At 51.8% G+C, this 15,679-nt stretch carries 12 protein-coding genes; 5 read left to right on the top strand and 7 right to left on the bottom strand.

Annotated elements, in window-relative coordinates:
- Position 1 precedes the first annotated feature (1 nt).
- From murC to ING2E5A_RS12385, 5 genes are all read left to right on the top strand, one after another.
- Entirely contained in the window at positions 2–1,378 is a 1,377-nt protein-coding gene (gene murC, locus ING2E5A_RS12405; protein WP_394332590.1) for a UDP-N-acetylmuramate--L-alanine ligase, read from the top strand.
- Positions 1,379–1,412: 34 nt separating this feature from the next.
- Positions 1,413–2,144: a cell division protein FtsQ/DivIB gene (locus tag ING2E5A_RS12400; protein ID WP_071137670.1), complete on the top strand. Its 732-nt coding sequence runs from the start codon at positions 1,413–1,415 to the stop codon at positions 2,142–2,144.
- A gap of 12 nt (positions 2,145–2,156) precedes the next feature.
- Complete coding sequence (gene ftsA / locus ING2E5A_RS12395) at positions 2,157–3,530, top strand: cell division protein FtsA (protein ID WP_071137669.1); 1,374 nt, start codon at positions 2,157–2,159, stop codon at positions 3,528–3,530.
- Between the two features lie 19 nt (positions 3,531–3,549).
- Positions 3,550–4,839: a cell division protein FtsZ gene (gene ftsZ / locus ING2E5A_RS12390; RefSeq protein WP_071137668.1), complete on the top strand. Its 1,290-nt coding sequence runs from the start codon at positions 3,550–3,552 to the stop codon at positions 4,837–4,839.
- A gap of 90 nt (positions 4,840–4,929) precedes the next feature.
- On the top strand, positions 4,930–5,379 hold the full coding sequence (locus ING2E5A_RS12385) for a GatB/YqeY domain-containing protein (RefSeq protein ID WP_071137667.1): 450 nt from the start codon (positions 4,930–4,932) through the stop codon (positions 5,377–5,379).
- Positions 5,380–5,395: 16 nt separating this feature from the next.
- Here ING2E5A_RS12385 and ING2E5A_RS12380 read toward each other — a convergent pair whose 3' ends face one another.
- From ING2E5A_RS12380 to ING2E5A_RS12350, 7 genes are all read right to left on the bottom strand, one after another.
- The gene (locus ING2E5A_RS12380; RefSeq protein ID WP_071137666.1) at positions 5,396–6,922 is read right to left on the bottom strand and encodes a 4Fe-4S binding protein; all 1,527 of its coding nucleotides are present in this window, start codon (positions 6,920–6,922) and stop codon (positions 5,396–5,398) included.
- Between the two features lie 14 nt (positions 6,923–6,936).
- Positions 6,937–7,875: a DUF362 domain-containing protein gene (locus ING2E5A_RS12375; RefSeq protein ID WP_071137665.1), complete on the bottom strand. Its 939-nt coding sequence runs from the start codon at positions 7,873–7,875 to the stop codon at positions 6,937–6,939.
- Between the two features lie 30 nt (positions 7,876–7,905).
- Positions 7,906–9,792: a TonB-dependent receptor plug domain-containing protein gene (locus ING2E5A_RS12370; RefSeq protein WP_071137664.1), complete on the bottom strand. Its 1,887-nt coding sequence runs from the start codon at positions 9,790–9,792 to the stop codon at positions 7,906–7,908.
- The gene (locus tag ING2E5A_RS12365) at positions 9,789–10,187 is read right to left on the bottom strand and encodes a phosphoribosyltransferase (RefSeq protein ID WP_071137663.1); all 399 of its coding nucleotides are present in this window, start codon (positions 10,185–10,187) and stop codon (positions 9,789–9,791) included. Before ING2E5A_RS12365 ends, ING2E5A_RS12370 begins: the two co-directional genes overlap by 4 nt.
- A 9-nt stretch (positions 10,188–10,196) precedes the next feature.
- Positions 10,197–10,706 (bottom strand): ECF transporter S component, encoded by a 510-nt coding sequence (locus ING2E5A_RS12360; RefSeq protein WP_071137662.1) that lies wholly within the window; start codon positions 10,704–10,706, stop codon positions 10,197–10,199.
- 249 nt (positions 10,707–10,955) lie between these two features.
- On the bottom strand, positions 10,956–14,339 hold the full coding sequence (locus ING2E5A_RS12355; protein WP_071137661.1) for a DUF1080 domain-containing protein: 3,384 nt from the start codon (positions 14,337–14,339) through the stop codon (positions 10,956–10,958).
- An 18-nt stretch (positions 14,340–14,357) separates the two neighbouring features.
- Complete coding sequence (locus ING2E5A_RS12350) at positions 14,358–15,614, bottom strand: Gfo/Idh/MocA family oxidoreductase (protein ID WP_071137660.1); 1,257 nt, start codon at positions 15,612–15,614, stop codon at positions 14,358–14,360.
- Positions 15,615–15,679 lie beyond the last annotated feature (65 nt).

Genomic DNA, 15,679 nt, shown 5'->3' with positions numbered 1-15,679 from the left:
CATGATTATGGATTTTGAATCGATATATTTTATAGGTATCGGAGGTATCGGCATGAGCAACCTGGCCCGTTACTTCATGTTGAAGGGGAAAAAGGTTGCCGGTTATGACCGGACGGAGACTCAGCTGATCCGGGCGCTGGTCGCCGAAGGTGCGCAGATCCATTATGAGGATGCCGTCAGCTCAATTCCCGTGGAGTTTCTCGACAAGGAAAAGACCCTTGTAGTCTACACGCCTGCGGTACCGGTCACCCATAGCGAGTTGCAATACTTCCTGCAGAACGGTTTTACAGCCATGAAACGGGCCCAACTCCTGGGAGAGGTGACCCGTACGAGCGATGCTGTTTGTGTGGCGGGGACCCATGGGAAGACTACTGTCTCGAGCATGATAGCCCACCTTCTCAGGCAATCTGAGGTAGACTGCAACGCATTCCTGGGTGGAATCCTGAAAAATTACGGTACCAACCTGCTGTTGTCGGATAAAAGCCACATTACCGTAGCCGAAGCGGATGAGTATGATCGCTCGTTCCATTGGTTGCGACCCTGGATTGCGGTTATCACCTCGGCCGATCCCGACCACCTGGATATTTACGGAACGGAGGAGGCTTATCGCGAAAGTTTTGAACACTTCACCTCTCTCATCCGGAAGGGGGGATACCTGATATTGAAGGAGGGTGCACCGGTGACGCCGCATACCGATGCATCGGTGAAAATTTTTACCTACTCCGAGTCGAGGGGCGATTTCCATGCGGAAAACATCTCTATCGGCAATGGTGAGATCATATTCGACTTCGTAGCACCCGACAGCCGGATTGCCGGCATTCAACTGGGCGTGCCGGTGAGGGTGAACATCGAAAATGCGGTGGCGGCAATTGCTGCAGCACTCCTGTGCGGCGTAGGGCCCGATGAGATTCGCCAGGCAATGAAAAGCTTCGGCGGTGCAAAACGGCGGTTCGATTTCCAGCTGAAAAGGCCCGATATTGTCTTTATCGACGATTATGCACACCATCCGCAAGAGGTAGCTGCCTCTATCCGTTCGATCAGGCAGTTATACCCGGAACGAAAGATTACCGGTGTGTTCCAGCCCCACCTCTATTCACGTACGCGTGACTTTGCCGATGATTTTGCCCGCAGCCTTTCGTTGCTCGACGATGTGATCTTGCTCGATATCTATCCGGCGCGTGAGGAGCCTATACCGGGTGTTACCTCCGAAATCATCTTCGATAAGATCAGCTCGAAGGAGAAGGTACTTCTGAAAAAGGGTGAATTGCTCGATTTTCTTCAGCAAAAGAAGCTGGATGTGTTGGTTACCCTAGGTGCGGGAGACATTGAACATCTGTTGCCGGCGATCAGGGAGATGTTGGAAAAACGGGGAGTCTGAAAATAAATCAGATACAATTTGTATCTTTGCATAAATGAAAAAATTGTCCATCATATTGGCTTCGTTACTGGTAACCGGTTATGTTGTTTTCTCGGTGATCTACTTCAGCAACTCATCCAGGAATGTGGTGTGCAACAATTTTGAGGTTGTACTGAAGGATAGTACATATGTCCGGTTCATCCGACAGTCCGATATCGAGGATCTACTGAAGAGAAAGAAGATCTATCCGGTGGGAAAGAAGATGGGCGAAATCAATACATTGCAGATCCAGGATACGATTTTGACCAACCGGCTGGTGAAATCGGCAAAGGTCTATACGGCACAGAACGGATCGGTCATTGCCCATATTTATCAGCGCGAGCCGGTTCTGCGTGTGATTTCCGATACGAAAGGGAGTTTCTATATCGATGACAACCGCGAACCGATGCCGGTGTCGACCAATTTTACGGTCTATGTCCCCCTGGCTACCGGGGCTATAGATGAGGAGTTTGCGAGGAGGGAACTTTATGATTTTGCACGCTATCTGAGTGAAAATCCCGAGTGGAACGCATGGGTAGATCAGATCGTGGTGAGACCCAACAGAGAGGTGGAGCTGATTCCCCGTGCCGGAGATTTCAGGATAGCGTTCGGAAAACTGGAGAACTTTTCCGAAAAGTTTGACCGGTTTGCCCTCTTTATCGAGAAAGGATTGAATGTGGTGGGTTGGGACAGGTACTCGATGATCAGTTTGAAATACGACAACCAAGTGGTTTGTACAAAGAGATAGATAAGAATATATATGACTCAATCAGGATTTATAGCAGCCATAGATTTGGGAACTTCCAAAATTACCGGCGTTATCGGGCGTAAAAACGAGAACAACGTTATCTCGATTCTGGAGTGTGTCTCCCTGCCTTCGGAGAACAGTATCCGTCGTGGAACGATTTATAATATCGACAAGGCCGGTGCAATTGTAAGGAAGCTGGTTAGCATGCTGGAAAACGCACAGGGCCAGAAGATCGGGAAAGTATATGTCTCACTCGGCGGTCAATCGGTGCACACGGAGGTGATCCGTGAATCGAAACAGCTGTCCGCTTCCGGGATTGTTACCGAAGAGGTGGTGGCACAGCTCCGAAAAGTTGCGGAGCAGTATAAACCTGATTTGAAACAGAAATATGGCATCGGCGACGTGGAGTATTTTCTGGACGATAAACCGGAGAAAAATCCGGTGGGGGTTGCCTGCTCCACAATTGAGGCGGAATATCAGGTAGTGGTGGGAAGGCCAAACCTGGCGTTGAATATCGAGAAGACCATCACCGACAAGGGACGCCTCCAGATTGCGGGGCTCGTCGTAGGACCGCTGGCATCTGCCGCAATTGCACTGACGGAAGAGGAGAAGGAGCTGGGGTGCGCCTTTATCGATTTCGGTGCCGGAACAACGGCGCTGTCGATCTACAAGGGTGGCATTCTGCGCCGTATGGTAACCATCCCCTTTGGAGGAAGAAACATCACACGGGATATCGCCGAGCTCAATTTTGTGGAGAGTGATGCGGAACAATACAAGATAAAGTTTGGCAAGGCCAGGGAAAGCAGTGAAAGCTCGCCTTTCTCCTCTCCCTTTCTGATGAAGCCGGATATCGATCTGGTGGAACTGAACCGGGTGATCGTGATGCGGCTCGACGAAATCACAGCCAACATCAAGGAGCAGATCCGGCTTTCAGGTTATCAGGAGCAGCTGGGAGCGGGAGTTGTCATCACCGGCGGGGCATCACAGCTGAGAAATCTGGATGAGTACCTCACCCAGAAGTTGGGCATGCCGGTCCGCAAGGCCGCTTCACGGAAAACCCTGGTGAACAATTCGCCGGAGTATGCCAACGATCCTGCCCTGACATCTGCATTGGGCATGTTGCTGTTTGCCAGTGAAAATTGCGAGAAGATGATTGAAGAGGAGCCGCTTAAAACCGAGGAGAAAAAAACAAAAGGGTCGTCGGTTTGGGATACTTTTTTCGGTGATCGGGGTGGAGATAAGGAGTATAAAGAGCAGACCGACCGGAAAGGTGGGCGGAAAGATCCTTCCAGACAGCCGAACAAGGAGAATAAATCGATCAATCTGGGAGGAAAGATGAAGAACATGTTTTCGACCATGTTTGAGGAAGAAGATGATGATCAGTAAATAAAAAAGCAGTTACATTATGGATTCCGATATATTGGATCTTCAAGTAAGCAGCCGCACCGAAGCGATAATCAAAGTGATAGGTGTGGGAGGTGGTGGCGGGAATGCCGTCAACCACATGTTCAGGGAAGGGATACATGATGTCTCGTTTGCATTGTGCAATACCGATAACCAGGCGCTGATAAGTTCACCCGTGCCTGTAAAGATACAGTTGGGACAACAGACAACAGGGGGGCTCGGAGCCGGTAACAAGCCCGATGTGGCTCAACGGGCCGCAGAGGAGAGTGTCGAACTGATACAGGATCTGTTGAGTGATGGCACGCGGATGGCATTCATCACGGCAGGAATGGGGGGTGGAACCGGAACAGGTGCCGCACCCGTGGTGGCGCGCATCGCCAAGGAGATGGGTATCCTTACGGTGGGAATTGTAACCATTCCTTTTGTTTTCGAGGGGCAGCGTAAAATTGTACAGGCGCTGAAGGGGGTGGAACAGATTGCGGCAAATGTGGATGCCTTGCTGGTGATCAATAATGAACGGCTGAGGGATATCTATCACGACCTGACCATGCTCAATGCCTTTGCCCGTGCAGATGATACCTTGGCTACCGCTGCCAAGAGCATTGCCGAGATCATTACGATCCATGGACATGTGAATCTCGACTTTGCAGATGTGGAGACTACCCTGAAGGATGGGGGTGTAGCCATTATGAGCCGTGGAATAGGTTCAGGAAAGGATCGGGTGAACAGGGCCATCGAAGATGCTATCAACTCGCCGTTGCTTAACAATAACGACGTATTCAGCGCGAAGAAGATATTGATCAACCTCTCATTTGGTGAAGAGAATCCGCTGATGATGGAGGAGATGAATGCGCTGCACGATTTTATGTCGAAGTTCAGCCACGAAATCGAAGTTATCTGGGGAGCAGCCGTGGAGAAGGATTTGGGAGAAGAGGTCAAGGTCACCCTGCTGGCTACCGGCTTTTCGATCACCGATGTTCCCGGAATTGAGGAGCAGCACAGGGCACAGTCGAAAGCGGAAGAGCTGGAACGGAAAATCAAGGAGGACCAGCGGCGAAAGGAGGAGGAAGAGGAGCAACGGCTGATCGACAAGTATTACGGGACATTGGGCCTGAAGATGCTCTCGGCAAGCAGCTATAAATTTGAACCGATTATCCTGTCGATGGATGAACTTGACGACGACAAGGTATTGGAAGCGCTTGAGAAGACCCCGGTTTTCAAACGCGACAGGGAGTTCAATCCACGGGCATTCAGGGTAGAGAGCCGTTTGCCCGGGTCATTGTTTGACTAGTGGTAATCCAGTCCCATCCGCACCTTGCTGATGATGGAAATGATAGCGGATGGTTGCGAATGTTGAGTTGACAATAAAAAAATATAGAGTATGAATCTGTTTGACACAATCAGTGATGAGATAAAGAAAGCGATGCTTGCCAAGGACAAAGTTCGCCTGGAGGCGTTACGGGGTGTAAAAAAGGAGTTCCTGGAGGCCAAAACGGCCAAAGGGGCATCGGATGAACTTCCCGAAGAAACAGCCATGGCGATCTTGCAGAAGATGGTGAAACAGCGTAAGGATAGCGCCGAGATCTATACCTCACAGGGCAGAACAGACCTGGCGCAAGATGAACTGGCCCAGTTACGGGTGATTCAGGAGTTCTTGCCGAAACAGCTTTCGCCGGAAGAGCTGGAGGCGGCCGTAAAGGCGATTATTGCCGAAACCGGAGCCCAGTCTCTGAAAGAGATGGGAAAGGTGATGGGTCTGGCAACCCGTCAACTGGCCGGTAAGGCAGAAGGCAAGGCTATCTCGGAAATGGTGAAGAAACTTCTGGGATAGGCTTGCCTCTCTCTTTTCAGAACCCGAACTCGTCGACAATCACCTCCTCCGCCTTCACCTCCTTTATCTCGATGGTATTGTGGGCGGGAAGTCCTTCCACATATATGGCCTTGTGGGGGATTGCCGGACAGACATATTCGCATCCGCCGCAACCGACACAGATATCGGGGTTTGTCTCCGGGATGGTTAGCGATCCTTTGTAGGGAACCATGTATACCGCCTGTGTGGGGCAGTGCTCCGAACAGGCGCCGCAACTTGTCTCGTCGTAGTAGACGATGCAGTTTTCCCGGATGAAGTTTACCTGTCCCATCTGGGTATGGTGCTTCTCCTCCCGGCTGAGTTTAACCAGCGCATCGGTGGGACAGATATCACAACAGACCGTACAGTCGTAATTGCAGAATCCGTGATCGAAGTAGAGCTTCGGTTGCATCATGCCACCCGGACCATACTCCAGGAAAGATGGCTTGATTACATGCGACGGACATTTGCTTACGCAAAGGTGGCATGAAATGCACTTCTCCCGGAAATGGTCGAAACTGATGGCTCCCGGCGGGGCAATGGGTGTCTGACGTTTCAACTCACGTCTTGTCAGTAATGAAGCGGCACCGTTTTGAGCCATCACCTTACCGGCTGCCACCCCGGTGAGCAGCAGGGCAGAGAGGAAACGGCGCTTTGATCCATCCGGCTGCTTCACTTCTTCCCTCTGGGTGGATCTATCTCCCAGCCCGACCGGAGCATATCGTATGCCATTGTGCTTGCAGATATCGATGCAGTTGAAACAGTTGACGCAGCGGCTGTAGTCGATCTTCCGGTTTTCCGTGTCGATACAGGATGCCTTGCACTTCATGGAGCAGAGGCCGCATCCGTTGCACTTCTCCTCCACAAACTGGATCTTGAGCAGTGAGAAGCGGCTCAGAAAACCGAGCAGGGTGCCTACCGGGCAGACAGTGTTGCAGTAGGTCCTGCCGTTCAACCAGGCCAGCATGCCGATGCCGAGCAGGGTGCCCAATGCGAGTAACAGTGAGAAGAGTCCCAGCGAGTAGATGCCCACCCGATAAAGGCTGTAGTTGTTGAACGAAATGAATATCGTTTCCAACAAATTGTTCCCGGCCAGGTATAGCGGTCGGAACAGGTGGGTGACAAACCGCCCGTAAGCACCGTAAGGATCCAGCAATCCCAACAGAAAAGTGAAGCCGCACAAAAAGGCGATAACGGTAGCTCCCAGGATGCTCCACCTGAGAAGCCCCTTTGCCTTGCTGTGGGTGTACCTCTTTCGCCTCTTCAGCTTTTTGGAAAACCAGGCTACGATATCCTGAAAGATCCCCATCGGGCAGATGGCAGAGCAGTAGACCCTGCCCAGAAGAAGGGTCGCTGCCACCAGGGCGACAAGCACCACCACATTGAGCGCCAACAGTGCCGGAACGAACTGGATATCGGCCAACAGGCTAAAGCCCGGGGGCAGCAGCTCTGCAAAGTCCAGGAAGTAAAATGTTATTAACGAAAAAAGAACAATGGAGAGGGTTATCCGGATTTTTCTCAACATGACCTGTCAGATTTTCAGATTTTTACCCTTCGGATGTTCAATTTATCGAGTTTCATCGTGCCGATGCCCAGCTCCTCGCCTTTTGCCAGGTGGCCTACCTTTTCCAGCGGCATCTCCCTGACCTGGTTAAAGAAGTTGGCGGCAGCAGTATCAACCGCTACAATGTCCTGCGAGATGAAGAGTGCCTTCGACAATACCACGTCGGCTTCAGATTTTCCTCTCGGTCCGCTGGTTTTCATCAACCGGTAGGCATCTACTACGTTCAGGACGGGCCGTTTTGCATAGGTACATACGTCGGCGATACACTGTTGCAGGTCGTTGGCATGGAAGAACCCCCTGTCCCATACGATGCCCATGTAGTTCTTCATCGAGATAGTCAATTGGGCCCCGCCATGATTCTTGAGGATAGGCACGTTGATCCACTTGTCGGCATCGAGAATGGCCTGATGGATCTTGGTCTCCTTCAGGCTTCTGCCTTTAGGCAAGGAGACGCTCCGGTAGTAGGATTCCTGATGGGCTGGAAGAACCTTTGCACCGGCAGCTTTGGCAGCCTCCTCGATTCCGCTGCTGGCGTAACATTTGCGCCAGTCGTCGCAGGTGTGGTCGAAAACCGTCACCTCGCGTGCCCCGGCATCAAAACATTGTCTGATTATCTCCGTTACAAGCTTAGGATTGGTGTTGGCAGCCATTTCGGGGGTCTTGTCCCATCCGATATTTGGCTTGATGCAGATCTTGTCGCCCTTGCTGATGAAATTCTGGATTCCACCCAGCTCAGCAATGGCCTTACGGAACATCACTTCGGGTTCGCCTCCCATCACGGCAACCAGATCATATCTGGTTGCACTGGCAGTCTGGAACGACTGGGTCAACAGGCTCATCGCGTCTGCTTCTTTGATGGTAGTGGCTGCAGCGCCGGTGAGGGCTACCGCTTTTAAAAATTTTCGTCTGTCCATAGTCTATTGTGTCAGTTTTTAGTTCTGTCATTAAAATTGCAACTGGAACCCGCCGAATGCAGTAGTTTTCGGCATCGGGTATCCGGCGTTTATCTCATACTCCTCTCCTAGCAGGTTTTCACCTTTCAGGAAGAGGGTCAGCCAGTCGAGAGCCCGGTAATGGATACGGGCGTTCCAGAGGAGAAAGCTCTCCCTGACCGGTTGCGGTGTTATAGCTATATAGAGGTTGCCGATGTATTGGAGTCCGGTGGAGAGATTCCATTTCCGTTTCGTGTAGGTGGCACCGAGATGCAGTTTATGTTCGGGAGCTGCCAACAGTTTATGGGTCATCTCCAGCAGACTGTAGTTGGCACTCAACCTGATTTCGCGGCTGGCCAGGTAGCGGGCATTGATCTCGATTCCTCTGTTCTCCACTCTTCCTGCATTCAGGTTCATCGGTCTCCCCTCGACCGGAACTGCCTGGATCATGTTCTCCCCCTTGATATAGTAGAGGTTTATCCCAAAATCAAGGCGGTTCCCGGGCAGCGCATGCATAAAGGAGAGTTCGTAGTTCATCAGCCGTTCCGGAAGCAGATCGGGATTCTGCGGGGGGAACATGTACATCTCTCGGATGGTTGGGTTTCGGAATCCCTTGCTGACAATCCCCTTGATTACGGAGGTCGGCGAGGGGGTATAGCTCAACCCCAGTTGCGGTATCCATTCGCTACCGTTCTCCTCGTGATTGTCGAGGCGGATTCCGACATTCAGCGTAAGGCTGTTTTCCAGCAGGCTCTGTTGCAGATTCAGGTATCCGGCAATATTGTCCAGTTGGATATCTGCCAGCACTGCGTTGTTGGATCCGTTGCTATACCTGTTCTCCGCCTTCCCGCCGAACCGTTGGAAATCGACGCCTGCGGTGGTCTTGTTCCCTTCGAAAAGGGTGTAGGACTGGAAGAGCGAGAATCCCAGCATCCGGTCTGTAGAGTGGAAGCGGTATGGCTTGGGTGGCTCTCCTGCCAGATAGCCGTCGTTGATCTTGTGTCTTCCGAAATTGTAGTAGAACCGGATTGCGCCGGAGGTTCTGTCGTATTCATTTTCAATGGAAAAAGAGCTCATCCCGCGAGTGACGTCGGCATCGTTGTCGGACAGGGGGGATGAAACTGTTCCCGGATTGGAGGATTGTGTATTCGAGATATTGAAGTCGACAAAACTGCTCCAGTTGGGGTTGATATTGTATCCCGCTTTCCCGTATCCCGACAACTGTTCGAACCCCATATTCTCACGGTGTCCTTCGGAGCGGTTGAGACCGATATTTCCGTTGAGGTAGAGCCTCTCTCCCTTCCACCCGCCGTATGCTTCGCTACTGAGTGTCTGGTGACTTCCGTACATGAAGCGGACCGAGTGGTGTGTGCCCTCCTGTTTCGGCTTTCTGGTGATGATGTTGATCACCCCGCCCATTGCATTGGATCCGTAGAGTACCGATGCAGGGCCTCTGACCACCTCCACCCGTTCTGTCATGACAGACTGGTAGCTGTCGGCCAGCGGGTGTCCCATCAGGCCCATGAATTGCGGATGACCGTCAATAAGCACCAGCAGGCCCGATGTGGGAGTTCCACCGATTCCGCGGATACTCATTCCGCCGGCAGCACCGGCGGCTACACCGTACCCCATGGTTCCACGTTGGGTGATGAAGAGTCCGGGCACCTCTTCGGTAAGCAGCGGAAGGAGCGAAGGTTCCAACCGGTTCCGGATCTCACCCTCCCCAACGATGGAGACGCTCATCGGCAAGTTCCTCAGGTTTACCTTCGGCATTGTACCGGTGACAATCACCTCATCGAGGCGTATCGAGTCGCCAATCTGCGGTGGTTGCTCCCCATCGGCATAAACAGATGGGAAGAGAGCCAGACAGGAGCAGAGCAGTAGAGCTAACCGGTTCATACAATCCAGGGAAATTTGAAACAGGCTTCGTTGTATAGCGCATAATCGGCATTTCCATTTACCGCGAAGGTCTTCACCTCTCTGGCACCTTGTAAGAGATCGATGGCGAATTTGACAGTCGCCCCTGTTTTGATGCGATCCTCCACCAGAAGAATACGCTTGTCGTGGAAATCGAAATCGATGGGCGATACCAGTCGTGGAGTATCGTATTTTGGTTGTTGGAAAGGATCGCGAAGATTGATTTTCAGCAGATATATCTCCCTGTTCAACCGTTGATTCAGGATGGCGGCAGGGATAATTCCGCCGTTGGCGATCGCTACGATCATGTCGAAACTCTCGTTGAATTCAATCTCGCGAAACCGTTGCAAAACCTCTTCAAATGATTTTCTGTTCATTGTGGCTCTCTACACTTTAGCGAGGGCTTTCAATACGAAGTATCCGGCTGTCAGTTGAAGGAGCATGCCGGGAATACCGATACGGAAATCCTGCACTGCGATGAAGAAGTTCCGGGTCATCGCCCACTCTATCCCCGTTCCGATCACCTGATAGGCTATGATAGCTAAAAGGATACCAAAGAAGGATACTTTTCCTGAATATTTGGCCACCATGGATGCCGCCACTGCCAGGATCGCCGATTTGATCATGATGATCGGCAGCATGGTGGCAGGGGGCATGCCGAACAGCAGATGATTGGCCAACGGCGACAGGATCGCCGTCAGGAGGCCGACATGAATCCCATATTTGTAAGCTGCAACAAGCGTAAAGAAATAGATGGGGAGAAGGATGAGACCTCCCTGGGGCACCAGATGCGCCAGTTGCGGCAGGAGCAGATTGCCCAGCACAAAAAGGGTTGCAAACAGATAGGTTCTTGTGTTGTTCAGACTGAGTGAATAGAGTTTAGCTGTTGTTGCCATAATCTGATGGTTTTATGATTTTGTGATTCTCTTTTTTTGTCTCTGCGCAAGGTTTGCACCATACGAAACAAAAATAGTATAATATTGCGAATAACCTGCAATTTCACTCATTTTTTAACGGTAATCCAAATCCTGACTTCCGGTTTGAGCTTGAGTGAATCGGTTTCATTTTGCGGAAAAAAGAGAAGAACCATTAGCCGGGTCATTCCGCTAATGGTTCTCTGTCTCTACTCTTTATCTGTTGGATACCTATTTCAACTCCTTGATCCGGATATTTCTGAATTTCACCTCCGAACCGTGACCCAGAAAACCGATATGTCCGGTCTTGTTAAGCAGTCCGGGATGTTCACGCTTATCCATCGTACCGTTCTTGGATGCCTCGCGGATGTTACCATCGAGGATGGTGGTACCGTTGAGGATCACCTTGATGTTGTCGCCATCGGCAATCACCTCCTGGTAATTCCATTCGCCGGTGGGTTTCAGGTATCCCCGTTTGGCCGGGATGACACCATAGACCGAACCGTGGTACTGGTATGCCTGGAGATCCTTGTAGATGGGGGCATCGTTGTCGAGAATCTGCAGCTCCATCCCCACATAGGCGGCGTCGCCCTCCAGGGGGGTACGGATACCCAGACCGTTGTTGGCTCCCGGCGTAAGCATGAACTCGAAGCGGAAGACAAAATTGTCGAACTGCTCCTTGGTGTAGAGGTTGCCGCCGAAGTTCTGGCTGGGATAGAGTACGATATTGCCACTCTCCACCACATAGTCTCTCTTGTTGCCGATCCACTGGTCGAGGTTGGTCCCGTCGAAGAGGATGCGGAAGCCCTCCTTCTTCTCCTCGTCAGACAACTGGAAAGGTTCGGGCCGTTCGATCTCCTTGATGAAGATGTCGCGGTAGGCCACCTTGCTGCCGTGTGCCTGTAGTTCGATCTGTTCGATCGGGAAGATCGGCTGGCTGCGATCCCAGTAGTTCTCCAGGATTACATTGTCGGTAACCAGTTCGCCATTGAGCCATACCGAAACCCTTTCGCCCACCATCCGGATGCGGAAGGTGTTCCATTCACCCACCTTCTGGTCTGCCACCTTCAGCGGTTTGCTCGGGTTTTTCTGGTTGTTGTACAAACCTCCCGATCCAACCTGTGCACCAACGTTCACGCGGGCGGTATCCCAGATCTGGACCTGGGGAGTGCCGCGCAGGTAGATGCCGGCATCGGGCTCCGGTCCGGGATAGAGTTTCCAGTCGACCAGCATCTCGAAGTCGCCATACTGTTTTTCGGTGCAGAGGTTGTCCCCTTTACCGGTGAAGAGCAGTATCCCATCTTCAACAATCCAGCCGGTTTTTGCCACTGCATCGGCCTTCTTCTGTGCAGCAGCCAGCTCCTTGGCCGACATTTTGGCGCGCTTGATGGGGTTCTCTACCAGGCCTTTCCAGCCGTCGAGGTTCTTGCCGTTAAAGATGGAGAGATATCCACCCGTCTGCGGATTCTCGTTCAGGAACTTCTTGATCGATTCACGCTGATATCCGGCATCGGGATTTTTCAGCGTCTTGCTCACCTTCTCCAGGATGCGTGTGGTTTCAGCACCTGCAAAACTTGGGTTGTTCAGGGCGATGTTCATGGCCGCCAGCGCTGCATTTTCACTCAATGCCGCATTATCCATGAAGGGGGCCACGAAGAGCATGGCCTGGTACTGGCCGGTATTCCCCAACTGGCGGAGGATCTCGTTCTTCTGCTTGTCGGTTTGTGCAAACTGCATCGCCTCACGCAGATAGAGATACTTGACGGCATCGGTCTGGTCAGATTTGGCGATGGTGGCAACGATGGCATCGGTCAGCTTGCCCAGCTCACCCTTATCGTTACTGCTACGGGCGATATCGAGCATCGGGTAGATGGCCGAAAAGGATTTCCAGTTGATCAGAGCATCCAGGGCAGCACTTTTATTCTTGCCACTCTCTGAACCGTATGCTTTGGTAATCATCGCCATCGCCTCGGGAGTACCGCTGTTGGCCAGGGCGGTATAATAGAGGTGTTTGTTGGCCGATCTTCCCATCCTGTCAGATACCAGTTTCATCTGCTCACCGGCCGGAAGTGCGGAAAGGGCGGCATTGACAGCCTGTTGCAGTGCGGGAAGATAAGCGGCATCCGACTGTTCTAGCAGATTGAAGAGATCGTCCAGTTGCTTGTCGGTCACCACGTGTTGCAGCGTATTGGCAGCCTCGGCCTTAATGACGCTGTTGTCGGTAAACAGCTGGTTGTACACCAGGTTGTATTGCGATTCCATTTTCCGGTTGGCGATAAGTTGCAGGATGGCTTTTTTCCCGGCATCGCCGCACTCATTGAAAACCGAAGCGAGGGTGTAGGAGATGTCACCCTTGTAGGTCGACAAGGCATCCTTTGCCAGTGATACGGTTTCATCGTCCCGGTTTTTCAAGAGTCCGGCCAGAACCAGCATGGCCTGTTCGTTACCGATCTTTGCAAGTGAAGAGATGGCAGCCTTCTGTACCATCCTGTTCCCTGATGTGGCGTAACCCGAAAGCAGGGTGGCTCCATTTGCAATCTTGTGGTTACCTATCCAGTAGATAAGGGCGGCCTGCTTTCCGGCAGAAGCCTTCGGTGTCAGCTCCTTAACGATCTTTTCGGTCGCTTTTCGGTCGTTGTGGAACGGATATGCCTCCAGCAAACGGGTGAGATATTTGATATCGCCATCCTTCAATGCACTGTTGAGGAGTTTGCCCTTATTCACGGAGGGGACTTCCAGCAGCAGTTGTGATGCGGCCACCTTTAAATCGGGACGATTCTGTTTGACGGCAAAAGCGAGCAGCTGTTCGCCCTCTTTTGCCACCTCTTTCGGATCGCTCTTGACCAACCGCTTCAGCAGTGAAATATAGGCCGCAGTTGCACCGTTGGCACCCTGATAGGAGTAGTTGACCTTTTTTGCAGCGTTCTTCAGCGGAACAATTGCATTTCTGGTTCCCATACTGCCCAGAGTGGCCAGCACTGAATTGGCAATTTCCTCCGATGGATTCTCTCCCAGTTCGGATAGCAATATCTGTTCTGCCGGGCTATATCTTGCCTGACCCAATGCGTTGATCAGATTGATCTTCAGTTTTTCCGACCGGCTCGCTGAAAGTTCGGCAGCGATGGCCTCCTTGGCTTTTTCGCTTCCAATGGAGACCAGTGCCTGTGCTGCCGGAGCGGAGAGCTGCTCCTCTTTCAGCAGTGCGGCGAGGCTCTCCACATGCTGGTCGGTGCCTATCTGGCCAAGTTGACGGATGACAAAGGCTTTCACCTCGTTGTCGAGCGACTGGCCGAGAGCTTTTCCAAAAGCGTCTGCAGCAACCGCTCGTCTGGCTTCATCGTTTGCCACAAAATTGGTCCAACCGCTGATGGCGTAGTCTAACCGCTCGTTGCTCTGGTTGCCCGGAGGATTCATTCGTCCGATCAGTTCCAGCAAGCCCTCCTCACCGGTAGAAACCAGATCGGTCATTGTTTGACTGTATTGGGTTTGATTGTCGGCCGGAAGTTGAGCCAATGCATCTGCAATGATTGTGGCTTTGGTTCTGCCCTGCGGCAGTTGGGCCTGAAGTCCGCCTGCTATCAGCAAGCAGATTATGATGAGTCTAATAGCTTTCATTTTCTGACATTTTATAGGTTAAATACTCCATGGAGCTCGCATCGGCTGATCGATCAGGCGATTGGCCTCTTCATCGTTTACAAACATCTCTTTTACAGGGTCATACTCGAGTGTCCTGTTTAATCGGAGTGCTACTGCACCCATATTCACGATGGTTGCGGAGCGGTGACCATTCAGTTCATTCAGTGCAAACTTCTGCCGGTTGCGGACACACTCGATGAAATTGGCATTCTGTTCCTCCGGTTCGGGGAAGTCGGCCAGTTTCTTTTGCCAGTCGGGGATGTCGCATACGAAGTTCTTGTATACATTTCCGTTTGGACCGGCGATGTATGGGGTGTTGGGTTCGCCGTAGTCACCTCCCCAGAGGATAATCTGGCAACCGTCGTCGTAAGTATAGGTGATGGAGCGCCAGGTACCCACTGCATCGGGGTGCTGTTGCGGGGCGTCAACCTCTACCTTTACCGGACTGGTATTATCCTTGCCGAGCAGATATTGAACAGGATCGATATAGTGTTGTCCCATATCGCCAAGACCTCCGCCGTCGTAATCCCAGTACCCGCGGAAGGTTGAGTGGACGCGATGGGCATTGTATGGTTTGTATGGGGCAGGGCCCAGCCACATGTCGTAATCGAGTTCCTGGGGTATGGACTGCGGTTCAAGATGAGTTTTTCCCACCCAGTAGAATTTCCAGTCGAAACCGGTATGTTTGCTGATGGTGACTTTCAGCGGCCAACCAAGGAGTCCGCTATCGACAAGTTTCTTGAGCGGTTTTACCGGTGTTCCTAGTCCGTAGAACTGATCCTTGAAACGGAACCAAGTATTCAGCCTGAAGATGTTGCCGTATTGCCGGATCGCTTCGACGACGCGTTTACTCTCACCAATGGTCCTGGTCATCGGTTTTTCACAGAAAATGTCTTTTCCTGCCTTGGCCGCCTCAATCGACATGATCCCGTGCCAGTGGGGCGGGGTGGCGATATGAACGATGTCGACATTCTTGTCGAGGATAAGTTCACGAAAATCGTGATAGAGATTGATTTTGTCTTTTACCATGGCAGCAGCCTGGTTGAGGTGGTTCTTATCGACATCGCACATGGCTACCACGCGTGTGTTGTCGTAAGGAATGTGACCACGCCCCATTCCGCCAACGCCGATAATTCCTTTTGTCAGTTCATCGCTTGGCGCGATAAACCCCTTACCCAGTACATTTCTGGGAACCACCGTGAGGAGTGTCACTCCCCCAAGGGTTTTTAAAAAGTCTCTTCTGGAGGTCATAATTAATTCTAATTATTTAAAATAGTGTGAGTTTCTACCAATAGGCCCGGTTGCCTTGATTTTCATCG

Source organism: Petrimonas mucosa, assembly GCF_900095795.1.
Taxonomy (GTDB): domain Bacteria; phylum Bacteroidota; class Bacteroidia; order Bacteroidales; family Dysgonomonadaceae; genus Petrimonas; species Petrimonas mucosa.
This window is presented reverse-complemented; position numbering and strand designations above follow the sequence as displayed.

What these genes read in the sequence shown, in the direction of transcription:
- ING2E5A_RS12360 (WP_071137662.1), bottom strand. Translation starts at nt 10,706, where the DNA reads ATGGCAACAACAGCTAAACTCTATTCACTCAGTCTGAACAACACAAGA.
- ING2E5A_RS12370 (WP_071137664.1), bottom strand. Translation starts at nt 9,792, where the DNA reads ATGAACCGGTTAGCTCTACTGCTCTGCTCCTGTCTGGCTCTCTTCCCA.
- ftsZ (WP_071137668.1), top strand. Translation starts at nt 3,550, where the DNA reads ATGGATTCCGATATATTGGATCTTCAAGTAAGCAGCCGCACCGAAGCG.
- ING2E5A_RS12385 (WP_071137667.1), top strand. Translation starts at nt 4,930, where the DNA reads ATGAATCTGTTTGACACAATCAGTGATGAGATAAAGAAAGCGATGCTT.
- ftsA (WP_071137669.1), top strand. Translation starts at nt 2,157, where the DNA reads ATGACTCAATCAGGATTTATAGCAGCCATAGATTTGGGAACTTCCAAA.
- ING2E5A_RS12380 (WP_071137666.1), bottom strand. Translation starts at nt 6,922, where the DNA reads ATGTTGAGAAAAATCCGGATAACCCTCTCCATTGTTCTTTTTTCGTTA.
- ING2E5A_RS12375 (WP_071137665.1), bottom strand. Translation starts at nt 7,875, where the DNA reads ATGGACAGACGAAAATTTTTAAAAGCGGTAGCCCTCACCGGCGCTGCA.
- murC (WP_394332590.1), top strand. Translation starts at nt 2, where the DNA reads ATGATTATGGATTTTGAATCGATATATTTTATAGGTATCGGAGGTATC.
- ING2E5A_RS12365 (WP_071137663.1), bottom strand. Translation starts at nt 10,187, where the DNA reads ATGAACAGAAAATCATTTGAAGAGGTTTTGCAACGGTTTCGCGAGATT.
- ING2E5A_RS12355 (WP_071137661.1), bottom strand. Translation starts at nt 14,339, where the DNA reads ATGAAAGCTATTAGACTCATCATAATCTGCTTGCTGATAGCAGGCGGA.
- ING2E5A_RS12400 (WP_071137670.1), top strand. Translation starts at nt 1,413, where the DNA reads ATGAAAAAATTGTCCATCATATTGGCTTCGTTACTGGTAACCGGTTAT.